Source organism: Shimia sp. R9_3 (assembly GCF_017743755.1).
In the GTDB taxonomy this organism is placed as follows: domain Bacteria; phylum Pseudomonadota; class Alphaproteobacteria; order Rhodobacterales; family Rhodobacteraceae; genus Shimia.
In genome coordinates, this window is the sequence record NZ_JAGHRP010000008.1 from 93,166 (window position 1) to 108,086 (window position 14,921).

General features: G+C 59.0%; 16 protein-coding genes. 15 read left to right on the forward strand and 1 reads right to left on the reverse strand.

Translation table 11 applies throughout. From position 1 onward, the window contains the following. Positions 1–134: 134 nt before the first annotated feature. On the forward strand, positions 135–1,298 hold the full coding sequence (locus J7412_RS18085; RefSeq protein ID WP_209080050.1) for an isovaleryl-CoA dehydrogenase: 1,164 nt from the start codon (positions 135–137) through the stop codon (positions 1,296–1,298). A gap of 107 nt (positions 1,299–1,405) precedes the next feature. Here J7412_RS18085 and J7412_RS18090 read toward each other — a convergent pair whose 3' ends face one another. Beyond that, the gene (locus tag J7412_RS18090) at positions 1,406–2,017 is read right to left on the reverse strand and encodes an OmpW family outer membrane protein (protein ID WP_209065353.1); all 612 of its coding nucleotides are present in this window, start codon (positions 2,015–2,017) and stop codon (positions 1,406–1,408) included. A 139-nt stretch (positions 2,018–2,156) separates the two neighbouring features. Here J7412_RS18090 and J7412_RS18095 point away from each other — a divergent pair, with 139 nt between their 5' ends. The 14 genes from J7412_RS18095 to nuoF all read left to right on the forward strand — a co-directional run bounded on the left by J7412_RS18095 (position 2,157) and on the right by nuoF (position 14,914). Then, the gene (locus J7412_RS18095; protein ID WP_209080052.1) at positions 2,157–3,761 is read left to right on the forward strand and encodes a carboxyl transferase domain-containing protein; all 1,605 of its coding nucleotides are present in this window, start codon (positions 2,157–2,159) and stop codon (positions 3,759–3,761) included. Beyond that, complete coding sequence (locus J7412_RS18100; RefSeq protein WP_209080054.1) at positions 3,761–4,102, forward strand: hypothetical protein; 342 nt, start codon at positions 3,761–3,763, stop codon at positions 4,100–4,102. The genes J7412_RS18095 and J7412_RS18100 overlap by 1 nt, the downstream gene beginning before the upstream one ends. A gap of 113 nt (positions 4,103–4,215) precedes the next feature. After that, positions 4,216–6,171, forward strand: coding sequence for an acetyl/propionyl/methylcrotonyl-CoA carboxylase subunit alpha (locus J7412_RS18105; RefSeq protein WP_209080056.1), 1,956 nt, complete (start codon positions 4,216–4,218; stop codon positions 6,169–6,171). Continuing rightward, the gene (locus tag J7412_RS18110; protein WP_209080058.1) at positions 6,168–6,833 is read left to right on the forward strand and encodes a glutathione S-transferase family protein; all 666 of its coding nucleotides are present in this window, start codon (positions 6,168–6,170) and stop codon (positions 6,831–6,833) included. Before J7412_RS18105 ends, J7412_RS18110 begins: the two co-directional genes overlap by 4 nt. 3 nt (positions 6,834–6,836) lie before the next feature. Beyond that, on the forward strand, positions 6,837–7,697 hold the full coding sequence (locus J7412_RS18115) for a hydroxymethylglutaryl-CoA lyase (RefSeq protein ID WP_209080060.1): 861 nt from the start codon (positions 6,837–6,839) through the stop codon (positions 7,695–7,697). A gap of 12 nt (positions 7,698–7,709) precedes the next feature. Further along, a complete protein-coding gene (locus J7412_RS18120; RefSeq protein WP_209080062.1) occupies positions 7,710–8,495 on the forward strand; it encodes a crotonase/enoyl-CoA hydratase family protein in 786 nt (261 codons plus the stop codon). Between the two features lie 57 nt (positions 8,496–8,552). Next, the gene (locus J7412_RS18125) at positions 8,553–9,065 is read left to right on the forward strand and encodes a hypothetical protein (protein WP_209080064.1); all 513 of its coding nucleotides are present in this window, start codon (positions 8,553–8,555) and stop codon (positions 9,063–9,065) included. Between the two features lie 346 nt (positions 9,066–9,411). After that, positions 9,412–9,777, forward strand: a complete 366-nt coding sequence (locus J7412_RS18130) for an NADH-quinone oxidoreductase subunit A (RefSeq protein ID WP_209065345.1) — start codon at positions 9,412–9,414, stop codon at positions 9,775–9,777. Then, positions 9,768–10,301, forward strand: coding sequence for an NADH-quinone oxidoreductase subunit B (locus J7412_RS18135; protein WP_209065344.1), 534 nt, complete (start codon positions 9,768–9,770; stop codon positions 10,299–10,301). Before J7412_RS18130 ends, J7412_RS18135 begins: the two co-directional genes overlap by 10 nt. After that, a complete protein-coding gene (locus J7412_RS18140; RefSeq protein WP_209065343.1) occupies positions 10,298–10,903 on the forward strand; it encodes an NADH-quinone oxidoreductase subunit C in 606 nt (201 codons plus the stop codon). The genes J7412_RS18135 and J7412_RS18140 overlap by 4 nt, the downstream gene beginning before the upstream one ends. Positions 10,904–11,035: 132 nt before the next feature. After that, positions 11,036–12,259: an NADH-quinone oxidoreductase subunit D gene (locus J7412_RS18145; protein WP_209065342.1), complete on the forward strand. Its 1,224-nt coding sequence runs from the start codon at positions 11,036–11,038 to the stop codon at positions 12,257–12,259. Beyond that, positions 12,259–13,383, forward strand: a complete 1,125-nt coding sequence (nuoE, locus tag J7412_RS18150) for an NADH-quinone oxidoreductase subunit NuoE (protein WP_209080066.1) — start codon at positions 12,259–12,261, stop codon at positions 13,381–13,383. The genes J7412_RS18145 and nuoE overlap by 1 nt, the downstream gene beginning before the upstream one ends. A gap of 3 nt (positions 13,384–13,386) precedes the next feature. Next, the gene (locus J7412_RS18155) at positions 13,387–13,611 is read left to right on the forward strand and encodes a DUF5337 domain-containing protein (protein WP_209065339.1); all 225 of its coding nucleotides are present in this window, start codon (positions 13,387–13,389) and stop codon (positions 13,609–13,611) included. 4 nt (positions 13,612–13,615) lie between these two features. Then, positions 13,616–14,914, forward strand: coding sequence for an NADH-quinone oxidoreductase subunit NuoF (gene nuoF / locus J7412_RS18160; RefSeq protein WP_209080068.1), 1,299 nt, complete (start codon positions 13,616–13,618; stop codon positions 14,912–14,914). The last annotated feature ends 7 nt before the right edge of the window (positions 14,915–14,921 follow it).

Sequence of the window (14,921 nt, forward strand, 5' to 3'; positions counted from 1 at the left end):
CAAAACCGCGGCGCGCGTTCGGTTGTTCGGACGCGTCTTGCCACGTTTTGCATGTGTTTTCGAAACCCCCTTGATCCGCTCGGCGAGTCGACGTAATTATATGAACAAGTGTTCAATAATGGGAGGAGGGGCTCATGTTCACGCACACAATGAATTTTGATCTGGGCGAGGACATCAACGCATTGCGCGAGATGGTGCACCGCTTCGCGCAAGAGCGCATCAAGCCCATGGCTGCCGAGATTGATCAGAAGAACGAGTTTCCAAATGAGCTTTGGAAAGAGTTTGGCGAGCTTGGTCTGCTGGGCGTCACCGTGCCGGAGGCCTATGGCGGTGCAGAGATGTCCTATCTGGCCCATGTGATCGTGGTGGAGGAGCTAGCCCGCGCAAGCGCATCGGTGTCGCTGTCCTACGGCGCGCATTCCAACCTCTGCGTCAACCAAATCAAGCTCAACGGCACGGAAGAGCAAAAGCAGAAATACCTGCCGCGCCTGATTTCAGGCGAACATGTCGGGGCGCTGGCGATGTCTGAGCCGTCTGCCGGTTCTGATGTGGTGTCCATGAAGCTGCGTGCTGAGAAGCGCAACGACCGCTACATCCTGAACGGAAACAAATATTGGATCACCAACGGCCCGGATGCCGACACACTTGTGGTCTATGCGAAAACCGATCCGGACGCCGGTCCGCGCGGCATCACCGCCTTCCTCATCGAGAAAGAGATGAAGGGTTTCTCCACCAGCCCGCATTTTGACAAGCTGGGCATGCGTGGCTCCAACACCGCAGAGCTGATCTTTGAAGACTGCGAAGTGCCTTTTGAGAACGTGCTGGGCGAAGAGGGCAAAGGCGTCGCAGTGCTGATGTCAGGGCTGGATTATGAACGTGTGGTGCTTGCGGGCATCGGCACGGGCATCATGGCGGCCTGTCTGGATGAAGTCATGCCCTATATGGTGGAGCGCAAGCAATTTGGCACCTCCATCGGGAACTTCCAGCTGATGCAGGGCAAGATTGCGGATATGTATACCGCTATGAATTCTGCCCGCGCCTATGTATATGAGTGTGCGAAAGCCTGCGATCAGGGGCGCATCACCCGTCAGGATGCAGCGGCCTGCTGTCTGTATGCCTCAGAGGTTGCCATGACACAGGCGCATCAGGCTGTGCAGGCCTTTGGCGGCGCAGGGTATCTGTCGGACAATCCGGTGGGGCGCATTTTCCGCGATGCCAAGCTGATGGAAATCGGCGCAGGTACCAGCGAAATCCGCCGTATGCTGATTGGTCGCGAACTCATGACTGCAATGGGCTGATGGTCAGGCGCGCTGCACATCGGGGTCCGCGCAACGCAAAAGGGCGAACAACCGTTCGCCCTTCGCCAAGCTCTATGCGTCGCTCTGCATGGCGGAGCGCGCAGGGTTTAGAAGCGGTGCACGTAGCTCGCGGAGACCACAATCGGGTCGATTTCCGCTTTGCCGATAGCGCTGCCGTTAAGCGTGACATCGGAATCGATGTCGATCCAGCGCACATTGAAACGCACGGCGCCGCGATCAGAAACCGCATAGTCGACACCTGCGTTCAGCGCGAGGCCCCAGCTGTCATCCAGCTCGAGAGTGCCAAGCGCGGACTCTTCTTCAAAGAAGGTCGTGTAGTTGATACCCACGCCGAAGAACGGGGTGAACTTGCTGTTGGTCGGAATGTGGTAGTTCACGGACAGGGTGGGTGGCAGCTGCTTAACTTTACCCGCGGTTGCGCCACTCGCAAGCGTAACGGTGTGAGAGAAAGGCGTCGCCGCCAGCAACTCAATACCGATATTGTCGCGGATGAAATACTCAGCGGTGAAGACCGGGCGTGTGTTGCTGTCGATGCTGGAGTCAGAAGTCTCGCCAGCCAGCAGACCGTTGCCGGATTTCGGGTTCACATTGCCAACACCAACGCCAACGGTCCAATCACCTTGGGATTGCGCAAAAGCAGGCGCAGAAAATGCGGCCAGAGCGGCTGTCAGAGCCAGCGCGGAAGTCATACGTTTCATGGAGGATCTCATTTCATAGTCGTTATGAGGGGTTATGCGCGCAATGTGACCGACTCGCTGCACCGCCGCACTGATCTAAATCAAATCCGCGTGAACAGTTGGCGCGGTCTACCTAAGCGACGCCAAAACTGGGGGTCATATGAAGCTGCAATCTAAAGTTATCACGGGATCTGAGGATTTTGCCGCCAACCGCGCGGCCCATCTGGACATGCTCCAGACCGTGCAGTCAGCCGCAGAAAAGGCGCGAATGGGCGGCGGGGAGAAATCCCGTGCTCGTCACGAAAGCCGTGGCAAGATGCTCCCGCGCCGCCGCGTGGCGGGGCTGCTTGATCCGGGATCGCCCTTTTTGGAAATCGGCGTGACGGCGGCACATGGCATGTATGACGATGCCGCACCCAGTGCCGGTGTTGTGGCCGGGATCGGGCGGGTGCATGGCCAGGAGGTCATGGTGGTCTGCAACGACGCCACGGTGAAGGGCGGCACATACTTCCCGATGTCGGTGAAAAAACACCTGCGCGCTCAGGAAATTGCCGAGCAGAACCATTTGCCCTGCGTCTACCTTGTGGACAGCGGTGGCGCCAACCTGCCCCAGCAGGATGAAGTCTTCCCGGATCGGGATCACTTTGGCCGCATCTTCTTCAATCAGGCCAATATGAGCGCGAAGGGTATTCCCCAGATCGCCGTGGTCATGGGCTCCTGTACGGCAGGCGGAGCCTATGTGCCCGCGATGTCCGATGTGACCATCATCGTCAAAGAGCAGGGGACAATCTTTCTCGCAGGGCCGCCTCTGGTGAAGGCCGCAACCGGTGAAGTGGTCAGCGCCGAAGACCTTGGCGGCGGTGACGTTCACACCCGCCTTTCCGGTGTTGCCGACTATCTTGCCGAGGATGATGCCCACGCGCTTGCGCTGGCGCGTGAGTCTCTGAAACATCTCAACCGCACCAAACCTCAGACCGTGGACTGGGCCAGCTCCGAAGAGCCAGCCTATGACCCGGAGGAGATACTCGGTGTGGTCCCCGGTGGATTGCGCACGCCTTACGACATTCGCGAGGTCATTGCCCGCGTGGTGGACGGCAGCCGCTTTGATGAGTTCAAGAAACGCTTCGGGGAAACGCTGGTCTGTGGCTTTGCCCATGTCAAAGGCTGCCCTGTGGGCATCATCGCCAACAATGGCGTGCTCTATTCCGAAAGCGCCGCCAAAGGTGCGCATTTTGTCGAGCTCTGCTCCCAACGCCATATTCCTCTGGTCTTCTTGCAAAACATCACGGGCTTTATGGTGGGGCAGAAATATGAGGCTGAAGGCATTGCCCGTCATGGGGCCAAGATGGTGACAGCCGTTGCCACCACCAAAGTGCCCAAAATCACCATGCTGGTGGGCGGCTCCTTTGGGGCTGGCAACTACGGCATGGCGGGCCGGGCCTATTCACCGCGCTTCCTCTGGACGTGGCCCAACTCCCGGATTTCGGTGATGGGCGGAGAGCAGGCCGCAGGCGTGCTGGCGACGGTCAAGCGCGACGCGATCGAGCGTCAGGGCGGGGCATGGTCTGCGGAGGAAGAAGCCGCTTTCAAGCAGCCAACCCTTGATATGTTCGAAGAGCAAAGCCACCCGCTCTATGCCTCTGCACGCCTGTGGGACGACGGCATCGTTGACCCGCGCAAGACCCGCGATGTGTTGCATCTGAGCCTGTCCGCCGCGCTGAACGCCCCGATTGAGGAGACACGTTTCGGCGTGTTTAGGATGTGATGCCTCTCAAAAAGCGCAGAAGCCCTCAAGAAAAGAAAAGCCTGTCTTATGAAAGGGACAGGAGAGACAACTACGGTGAAAACCATAAGGGCTCGCGAAAAAGCGTGCCAAAACGCAAAGCGCTAGCCAATCGGTCATTGCGTAGGGCTGGCGCGACCATGTGGGAACAAAACCCGGAGCAGGGAGAAGACGTTTTCCTGCAAAAATCTTTGAAGCGCTTCAAGAAGGCACCGCATCAGCCCCTGGGTGATTTCATTCGCACTAAGGAACAAGCGCGCAAAACGCGATTTGGTGCAAAAGTGCGGCGCCAGATTGAGAAGGCGAAGTTCGGTGACCTTTGAGTTTGGAGTGGTGCAGTCTGAGGTCTACCGCAACAAAATATAAACAGCCTTTCGTGCTTGCGGTGCCGCAAAACGTGAGCAGGAAAGCAACTTAAACAGGTCGGGAGGCCGAGATGTTTGAAAAAATCCTGATTGCCAACCGTGGTGAAATTGCCTGCCGCGTGATGGAAACAGCCCGCGCCATGGGGGTGAAAACCGTCGCGGTCTACTCGGATGTGGATGCGGGTGCCAAACATGTCGCGCTGGCCGATCAAGCGGTGCACATCGGTGGGGCCGCACCGGCAGAAAGCTATCTGAAAGGGGATGTGATCATCGCCGCCGCACTGGAAACCGGCGCTCAGGGCATTCATCCGGGCTACGGGTTCCTCTCTGAAAATCCCGAGTTCGTGGAGGCTGTCGAGGCGGCGGGCCTGACCTTCATCGGCCCCTCTGCTGACGCCATCCGCGCCATGGGACTCAAAGATGCTGCCAAGGCGCTGATGGAGAAGGCCGATGTGCCTGTGGTGCCGGGCTATCACGGCGCAAATCAGGATCCTGCGTTTTTGGCCGAACAGGCAGATACCATTGGCTATCCGGTTCTGATTAAGGCGGTCGCAGGAGGCGGCGGCAAAGGCATGCGGCTTGTGGAGGAACCTGCCGCATTTGCCGATGCGCTGGCCAGCGCACAGGGCGAAGCCACCACTGCCTTTGGCAACCCCGATGTGCTGATTGAGAAATTTGTCACCAGCCCGCGCCATATCGAAGTGCAGGTGTTTGGCGATGGGACATCCGCGGTGCATTTGTTTGAACGGGACTGTTCTTTGCAGCGTCGGCACCAGAAGGTGATCGAGGAAGCGCCCGCACCGGGCATGACCGAAGAGATGCGCGCAGCGATGGGCCAGGCGGCGGTGCGCGCGGCCGAGGCGATTGGCTACAAAGGCGCAGGCACCATCGAGTTTATCGTCGATGGCAGCGATGGTCTGCGGCCCGATGGGTTCTGGTTCATGGAAATGAACACCCGCCTTCAGGTCGAACACCCCGTGACCGAAGCGATCACCGGTGTGGATCTTGTGGAATGGCAGCTGCGCGTGGCCTCTGGGGAGCCGCTTCCCAAGTCTCAGGACGCATTGACCATCACCGGACATTCGTTTGAGGCGCGCATCTATGCAGAAGATGTGCCCAAAGGCTTTTTGCCCGCCACAGGCACGCTCAGCCATCTGGAATTCCCCGCGCAGGCGCGTATCGATAGCGGTGTGCGCGCCGGGGACACGATCAGCCCCTGGTATGATCCGATGATCGCCAAGCTTGTCGTGCACGGCCCAACCCGTGATGTGGCGCTGAAACAGCTTGAGCGCGCCCTGCGCTGGACCGATGTTGGCGGCACTGTGACCAATGTGAGCTTTCTGGCTCTGCTGGCGGCGCAGCCCGACTTCGTGGCGGGAGATGTGGACACAGGCCTGATTGATCGCAACATCGACACGCTGGCCCAGCAACCTGTCGCCTGTACCAAGTCCCGCGCCATCGCGGGGCTGACAGCCATGGGCCTGCGCCCGTTGGACGGGTCGGCCCCCGCAAACACCCTGGTGTTGTGGTCCCCGCTCACACATGTGGTCACGCTCACGCATAATGAGGAGCGTTTTGATGTGGCGGTGCAGGTGAATGACACCGGCGCCTATACTGTGCAGATCGGTGAGGCCAGCCACGAGGTCACCTATAAAACCGGCGCTTGGTGGGTCGATGACACCAAAACCCTTGCCCGCACAGCCCGCACCGGCAATGAGCTGACGGTGTTCTGGGGCAATGGCTATCGTTTCACGGTTGTTGATCCGCTGGAGCGCGAAGATGAAGCCGCAGCAGGCGGCAATCTCATCGCGGCACCGATGCCGGGCCTTGTGAAGGCGATTTTTGCCGAGGCAGGACAAACCGTGGCGCAGGGTGACCGGCTGGCGATTTTGGAAGCCATGAAAATGGAGCACTCCCTGCTCGCACCACGCGATGGCATTGTCGCCGATGTGCTTGTGACAGAAGGCGCGCAGGTGGAAGACGGCTCCGCCTTGATCCTGTTGGAGGAAGAGGAGACCGCAGAATGAGCATCAGGCTGCACCATGTTCCGTTCTCCCGGTCCTTCCGTGTCCTCTGGATGTTGGAAGAGCTGGGCCTTGAGGCCGAGATCATCGCGCACAGCATCCGCAAAGGCACCATGCGCGTGCCTGAGGTAAGGGCGATCAGCCCCGCCGCCCGCGCCCCCGCCATAGAGATCGACGGGCTGACCATGATCGAAAGCGGTGCCATTCTTGAGTATCTCGCCGAAACCCACCCTGAGGCGGGTCTTGGCGTGGCCGCCGGCGCTCCAGATAGGGCCAAATACCTCCAGCTCATGCATTTTGCCGAAACCCAGGCGGGTTTGATTGAGCACCTCAATATGCAGCATGTGTTCCTGCGTGATCCGGCGCTGATCTCCCCGACGGTCATCAAGCTCAATACCAAGCGTCTGCAGGTGACCATGGCGGCGCTGGAGGGCATGTTGGGCAATCATGAGTTCCTTCTGCCCACCGGCTTTGGGGCGGCAGATATCATGATGGGCTTCAATCTCTATTCTGCGCCTTACTATGTGACCCTCTCGGAGTATCCCAAACTTGAGGCCTACCGCGCGCGGCTTGAGGCACGACCCGCCTATCAGGCGGCCCGGGCCAAAGATGGCGCGCAGGAGTTTTACACACAGGATTTCTACCCGATTCCGGAAGGGGCCTGATCCATGGCGGAATATGTCGAGGTCTTTGAGGTCGGCCCGCGCGACGGTCTGCAAAACGAAAAGCGACAGATCCCCACGGCGGAGAAGATCGCGCTGGTGGATTGCCTGAGCGAGGCGGGGTTCAAACGCATCGAGGTGGCGAGTTTTGTCAGCCCAAAATGGGTGCCGCAGATGGCGGATTCCGCTGCGGTGCTCGGGGGCATCATCCGCAAAGCTGGTGTGAGCTATGCGGCCCTGACCCCCAACATGCGCGGCTATGAGGGCGCAGTTGCAGCACGCGCAGATGAGATTGCGATCTTTGGCTCGGCTTCGGAAGGGTTTTCCAAGGCCAACATCAACGCAACCATCGCTGAAAGCCTTGAGCGCTTTGCCCCGGTTGTCGCGGCAGCCAAGGAAGCACGCATCCCCGTGCGCGGCTACATCAGCTGCGTCACCGATTGCCCCTATGATGGCCCGACACCCCCGGCAAAGGTGGCGGAAGTGGCCAAACATCTCAACGATGTGGGATGCTATGAAATCAGCCTGGGCGACACCATAGGACAGGCCACGCCGGAAAGCACTACAGCCATGTTGCAGGCGGTGCTTGAGGAGGTGCCTGCCGCAAAACTGGCGGGTCACTATCATGACACCGCAGGGCGCGCGCTTCTGAATATCGAGGCGTCGCTGGCGCTTGGTCTGCGTGTGTTTGATGCGGCCGTGGGTGGTTTGGGCGGATGCCCCTATGCGCCCGGAGCAGCCGGCAATGTGGCAACCGAGGCGGTCGCGGCGCGGCTTGAAACCCTTGGCTATGAAACCGGCCTTGATCTGGCTGTGGTGTCACACGCGGCAGAGATGGCGCGCGCCATGCGCATGCCCACGGAATAAGGACTGATCTCAATGCGCTTTGAAACGCTCTTGATAGATGTGGATGCACGCGGCGTCGCAACGCTCACGCTCAACCGCCCGGAAAAACACAATGCCATGTCCGGCACCATGATCACCGAACTCAAACAGGCCGCTGAAGCGCTTGGCGCTGATCCTGCGGTGCGCGTGGTTGTACTGACCGGCGCGGGCAAATCATTTTGTGCAGGCGGTGATCTCGGGTGGATGCAGGCGCAGATGGCGGCTGACGCAAAGACCCGCTTTGTCGAGGCCCGCAAACTGGCGGAGGCCCTTCATGCACTCAACACCCTGCCAAAGCCCTTGATTGGTCGCCTGCAGGGCAACGCCTTTGGCGGGGGTGTTGGCATGGCCAGCGTCTGTGATGTGGCGATTGGCGATGACAGCCTGACCATGGGGCTGACCGAAACCAAGCTGGGTCTGATCCCGGCAACCATCGGGCCTTATGTGCTGTCCCGCATGGGGGAGGCGATGGCCCGCCGTGTGTTTATGTCGGCCCGCCTTTTCAAAGCCCCAGAAGCGGTGGCGCTTGGGCTTCTGGCCAAAGCGGTTCCTACCGATGATCTGGACGCGGCCGTGAAGGCAGAAGTTGTCCCGTATCTGTCCTGCGCACCCGAAGCCGTGGCGCGCGCAAAGGCGCTGGCGCGCAAACTTGGACCAACGATTGATGACGCGGTGATCGACCACACAATTTCTGAGCTCGTGGCCTGCTGGGAAGGGGCTGAGGCGCAGGAAGGCATCAAAGCGTTTTTCGCCAAAGAAAAACCGGCTTGGGTGCGCTAGGCTGGCACGGGGTGCAGGTCTCGCTGCACGCTGTCTGGTTCTGGGAGACGCAAGCCGATGCGCTGGATCTTTCTTTTCGTGCGCACCAATTTGCGCCTGCTCTTTGTGGTGAGCCTTTTGGCCAACCTTGCGCTTGGCGTACTCAACTTTGTGGTTCAGCCCATTTGGCGCGCCGCAGCTGTCACCAGCGCGCTGGCGCTTGCCGAAGTGAAATCTGAGGCCGAAGAAAGGCGCGCTGTCGCCAGGGCCCGCTCCAAAGAGAAAGCCAAGGCGCGCCTTCGGCGGGTGGCCGTCGCGGTTCCGGTTGTCGGCTTGGCTGCGGCAACCGCTTTTGAGTATGCGGCATATCAGCGCTGGCAAGCCGAAAACCCGAGCCAAACCTTTGATGATTATGCCGCCTCAGTTCTTGCCAGCAGTCAGGAAGTGGCGGGCGAGGTGGCTGGCGAACTCACCGAAGTCTTTCCCGAATGGGCCACCCCAGATGTAAACGCGCTGATGCAGGCGATGGAGGCCGGGCTGCAAAATCTGCGCCATTTTGCCGAAGCCGCCCCCACAGAAGCGCCGGAATAAACTTGCAAGATCAGAGGGTAAAGCGTGCCAGAACGTCTTGCGCCTCTGTCTGAGGCAATGAACTTGCCGAAGCTGACGAAAACCCTTCGGTATTAACCATTTTTGGAATCAACCCTTTCGGCCACGGTCAATCGCGCAGATTCGCGAGGCCACGCCGCAGGCTCTATTCTTTCACAGATGCAGTTTTTTGCCTTAAGCAATTCTTTTTTAATAGGAAACGTGAAATCAACTGACCGTGGGCAGGCCATGCAAATTGTTGACCCAGACATGACGCGGCGGTAAACCCACGGAGAGTATTTAAAGCCATCTGACTGCACCAACTCGGCGTGCATGAAAGGAGCTACCATTGGAAGAGATGCTCAGGGAATATTTCCCCATTCTCGTCTTTATGGCCGTAGCGATCGGCCTCGGTCTTGTTTTCATTCTTGCCGCCGTTGTTTTGGCCGTTCGCAGCCCCGACCCCGAAAAAGTCAGCGCCTACGAATGTGGCTTTAACGCCTTTGATGACGCCCGCATGAAATTCGATGTGCGCTTCTATCTGGTTTCGATCCTTTTCATCATCTTCGATCTGGAAATCGCCTTCCTCTTCCCTTGGGCCGTCGCCTTCAAGGATGTGTCGATGATCGGTTTCTGGTCCATGATGGTGTTCCTCGCCGTATTGACCATTGGGTTCGCCTATGAATGGAAAAAAGGAGCGCTGGAATGGGAGTGATGACCGGTTCAAATACCGCTGGAGTTGACCGCGAGGTGGTCACTCAAGCCATCAACACAGAGCTTCAGGACAAGGGCTTTCTGCTCACCAACGCCGAAGATCTGATCAACTGGGGCCGCACAGGGTCCTTGCACTGGATGACCTTTGGTCTGGCCTGCTGCGCGGTTGAGATGATGCACACCTCCATGCCGCGTTATGATGCCGAGCGCTTTGGCATCGCGCCGCGTGCCTCCCCGCGCCAGTCCGATGTGATGATTGTGGCTGGGACGCTGACCAACAAAATGGCCCCCGCGCTGCGCAAGGTTTATGACCAGATGCCAGAGCCGCGCTATGTGATTTCCATGGGATCCTGCGCAAACGGCGGCGGCTATTACCACTACAGCTACTCTGTTGTGCGCGGTTGTGACCGCATTGTCCCCGTCGACATCTACGTTCCCGGCTGTCCGCCCACCGCAGAAGCGCTGCTCTATGGTCTGCTCCAGCTGCAACGCAAAATCCGCCGCACGGGGACTATTGAACGATGAGCGAAGCCCTGAATGAACTTGGCGCCCACATCGAGCTGAAGCGCCCCGATTGTGTCCTGAACTGGCACGTCGCCTTTGATGAGCTCACCATCGACGTGACACCCACTAACATTGTGGAGTTTGTCGATTTCCTGCGCTCTGACGCCACATGCCGTTTCTCCACGCTCGTGGACATCACCGCTGTGGACTATCCGGAGCGCTCCCGCCGTTTTGACGTGGTTTACCACTTCCTGAGCATGTTCCAGAACCAGCGCGTGCGCTTGCGCGTGGCCGCACGTGAGGACGAGACCGTTCCGTCTATCACCTCGGTGCATCCGTCGGCCAACTGGTTTGAGCGCGAAGTCTTTGACATGTTCGGGATTATCTTCTCAGAGCATCCTGACCTGCGCCGCCTGCTGACCGACTATGGCTTCCGCGGCCATCCGCTGCGCAAGGATTTCCCGACCACCGGCTACACCGAAGTGCGCTATGACGAAGTGCAGAAACGCGTGGTCTATGAGCCGGTACAGCTCACACAGGATTACCGGCAGTTTGATTTCATGTCGCCATGGGAAGGGGCCAACTACATCCTGCCCGGCGATGAGAAAGGGGACGCGAAATGATCTCCGTAGCAATCGAACTTGTCGAATTGTTAACTGCAGCTTTTTTGCTGTCTGCTGCTGTTCCCATTTTTAAAAAATCTTCGATGACTAACACGCGCTTGATATCGTTAAGAAAACGGGGGACTCTTTAGTATGGACGGCTCCAAATTTGATGACGGCAGCGTGGATGCGCTGAGCGGCGAACAGAAGATCCGCAACTTCAACATCAACTTCGGCCCGCAACACCCGGCGGCCCATGGCGTGCTGCGTCTGGTGCTGGAGCTCGACGGTGAAATCGTAGAGCGCTGTGACCCCCACGTGGGTCTTTTGCACCGCGGCACCGAAAAGCTGATGGAAAGCCGCACCTACCTGCAGAACCTGCCCTATCTCGACCGCCTCGACTATGTGGCGCCGATGAACCAAGAGCACGCATGGTGTCTGGCGATTGAAAAACTGACCGGCACCGAAGTGCCACGCCGCGCTCAACTCATTCGCGTGCTGTTCTGCGAAATCGGGCGTGTGCTGAACCACCTGATGAACATCACCACTCAGGCGATGGATGTCGGCGCACTGACCCCGCCGCTCTGGGGTTTTGAAGAGCGCGAAAAGCTCATGGTGTTCTATGAGCGCGCCTGCGGTGCGCGTCTGCACGCCAACTACTTCCGCCCTGGAGGTGTGCATCAGGATCTGCCCGACAAGCTGGTCGATGACATCGAAGAATGGGCCATCGAGTTCCCGCAGGTGATCGCGGATATTGACGAGCTGCTGACCGAAAACCGGATTTTCAAACAGCGCAACGTCGACATCGGCGTCGTGACCGAGCAGGACGTGCTGGATTACGGCATGTCCGGTGTGATGGCGCGCTCTGTGGGCATGGCATGGGACCTGCGCCGCGCGCAGCCTTATGAGTGCTACAACGAGTTTGAATTCCAGATCCCGGTTGGCAAAAACGGCGACTGCTATGACCGCTATCTGATGCGCATGGAAGAGATGCGCCAATCGGTCAGCATCATGCGTCAGGCGATTGTGAAGCTGCGCGAAGCCACCGGCGATGTGCTGTCGCGCGGCAAGTTGACCCCGCCCAAACGCGGTGACATGAAAACCTCGATGGAAAGCCTGATCCACCACTTCAAGCTGTACACCGAAGGCTTCCACGTGCCTGCCGGTGAGGTTTACGCCGCTGTCGAAGCGCCCAAAGGCGAATTTGGCGTCTATATGGTGGCGGATGGCACCAACAAACCCTACCGCGCCAAGCTGCGCGCGCCGGGCTATCTGCATCTGCAAGCGATGGATCACATCGCCACCGGCCACCAACTCGCCGATGTCGCCGCCATCATCGGCACCATGGACATCGTGTTCGGGGAGATTGATCGCTAATGCTCCGTCGTTTGTATCACGAACAACCCGAAAGCTTCGCTTTCACCGCTGCCAACCAGACCTGGGCTGAGGCGCAGATCACCAAATATCCGGACGGCCGTCAGGCCTCTGCGGTGATCCCTCTGCTGTGGCGCGCACAGGAACAGGAAGGCTGGCTGACAAAACCCGCGATTGAGGCTGTCGCCGATATGTTGGGCATGGCTTACATGCGCGTGCTTGAGGTCGCGTCCTTCTATTTCATGTTCCAGCTGCAACCGGTGGGCTCTGTCGCCCATATCCAGATTTGCGGCACCACCTCCTGCATGATCTGCGGCGCCGAAGATCTGATCGCGGTCTGCAAAGAGAAGATCGCGGCCAAGCCGCATGAGCTGTCAGCAGACGGCAAGTTCTCATGGGAAGAGGTCGAATGCCTCGGGGCATGCACCAACGCGCCTATGGCGCAGATTGGCAAAGACTACTTTGAGGATCTGACCGCCGAAGGCTTTGCCCAGATGCTCGATGACATGGCCGCTGGAAATGTTCCGACACCGGGTCCGCAAAATGGGCGCTACGCCGCAGAGCCTCTCTCCGGCCTGACCAGTTTGAAAGACTATGACAGCGGCCAGACGCAGTATAACGCCTCTGTGCAGCTTGCCACGGATATTGGCGATTCCATCAAGCGCATCGACGGCACCGAAGTGCCCATTCTGACCCCATGGGTGGGCAAAGACGGTGTGGTTGCCGGACGCGCCGCAGAAGGCCAACCGCCCAAACCGGCGCCAACGCCCAAGCCTGCCGCGAAACAGGCCGAGGAGGCCAAGAAAGCGGATCAGAAGGCTGAGAAAAAAGCGTCCAAGCCCAAGGCCAAAGCCAAGAAACCGGCCAAGACAGATGCCGCCGATGATCTCAAACAGCTCAAGGGCGTTGGCCCCGCGCTGGAGAAAAAGCTGCATGATGCCGGCGTGACAACCTTTGCCCAGATCGCGGGCTGGACTGCGGACGACATCGCCGAGATGGATGACAAACTGTCGTTCAAAGGCCGCATCGAACGCGACGGCTGGGTCGAGCAAGCCAAGCTGCTTGCCGAAGGTGGCGAAACCGAATTCTCCAAAAAAGTCGCCAAAGGCGACGTATACGAGGATTAAGTCATGGCGGCCCAAACCCAGACCCCTTCGGCAAAAGCCGGGCGCAAGGCCGCGCTCGTGATTGCTGGTACAGGTGTGTACTGGATTTTGGCCATTCTGATCGGCAATTGGCTTGAGCTGTCCCAACGGACACGCGGCCTGCTCGATCTGATTGCTCTGGCGGGGTTTGTCTTCGCCATTGTGATGATCTTCAATATCTGGCGCGCGCGTCAGACAGACGAAAGGTAACGGGATGCTCAAAGATCAGGACCGTATCTTTACGAACCTCTATGGCATGCACGATCGCACGCTCAAAGGCGCGCAAGCGCGTGGCCATTGGGATGGCACAGCCAAGCTAATCCAGCAGGGGCGTGATGCGATCATTGACACCATGAAAGCCTCCGGTCTGCGCGGACGCGGTGGCGCGGGCTTCCCGACCGGCCTGAAATGGTCCTTTATGCCCAAGGAAAGCGATGGGCGTCCGGCCTATCTGGTGATCAACGCCGATGAATCCGAGCCCGGCACCTGCAAAGACCGCGAAATCATGCGCCACGATCCGCACACGCTGATCGAAGGCGCGCTGATCGCCTCTTTCGCGATGAACGCCCACACCTGCTACATCTATCTGCGCGGCGAATATATTCGCGAGCGCGAGGCCCTGCAGGCCGCGATTGATGAAGCCTATGATGCGGGCCTGCTTGGCAAAAACGCTGCTGGTTCCGGCTGGGATTTTGACGTCTTCCTGCATCATGGCGCTGGCGCCTATATCTGCGGCGAAGAGACCGCACTGATCGAAAGCCTTGAGGGCAAAAAAGGCATGCCGCGCATGAAGCCGCCATTCCCGGCGGGCGCGGGGCTTTATGGTTGCCCAACAACGGTGAACAACGTGGAATCCATCGCGGTGGTGCCCACCATCCTGCGCCGTGGCGCTGAGTGGTTCGCCGGTTTTGGCCGCCCCAACAACGCGGGCACCAAGCTCTTTGCGATCTCCGGTCACGTGAACAACCCCTGTGTCGTCGAAGAGGCCATGTCGATCTCCTTTGAGGAGCTGATCGAAAAGCACTGCGGCGGCATTCGCGGTGGGTGGGACAATCTCTTGGCAGTGATCCCGGGCGGCTCCTCCGTGCCTTGTGCGCGCGGCGAAGACATGCGCGACGCGATCATGGATTTTGACTATCTGCGCAACGATCTGGGCTCCGGTCTTGGCACCGCAGCCGTGATCGTGATGGACAAACAGACCGACATCATCAAAGCCATCTGGCGTCTGTCCAAATTTTACAAACACGAAAGCTGCGGCCAATGCACACCGTGCCGCGAAGGCACCGGCTGGATGATGCGCGTCATGGACCGTCTGGTGCAGGGCAAAGCGGATGTCGAAGAGATCGACATGCTGTGGGATGTGACCAAACAGGTTGAAGGTCACACCATCTGCGCCCTTGGCGACGCAGCCGCATGGCCGATCCAGGGCCTCATCCGCAACTTCCGTGGCGAAATCGAAGACCGCATCAAAGCCAATAAAACCGGCCGCATGGGCGCATTGGCGGCGGAGTAAACGAACA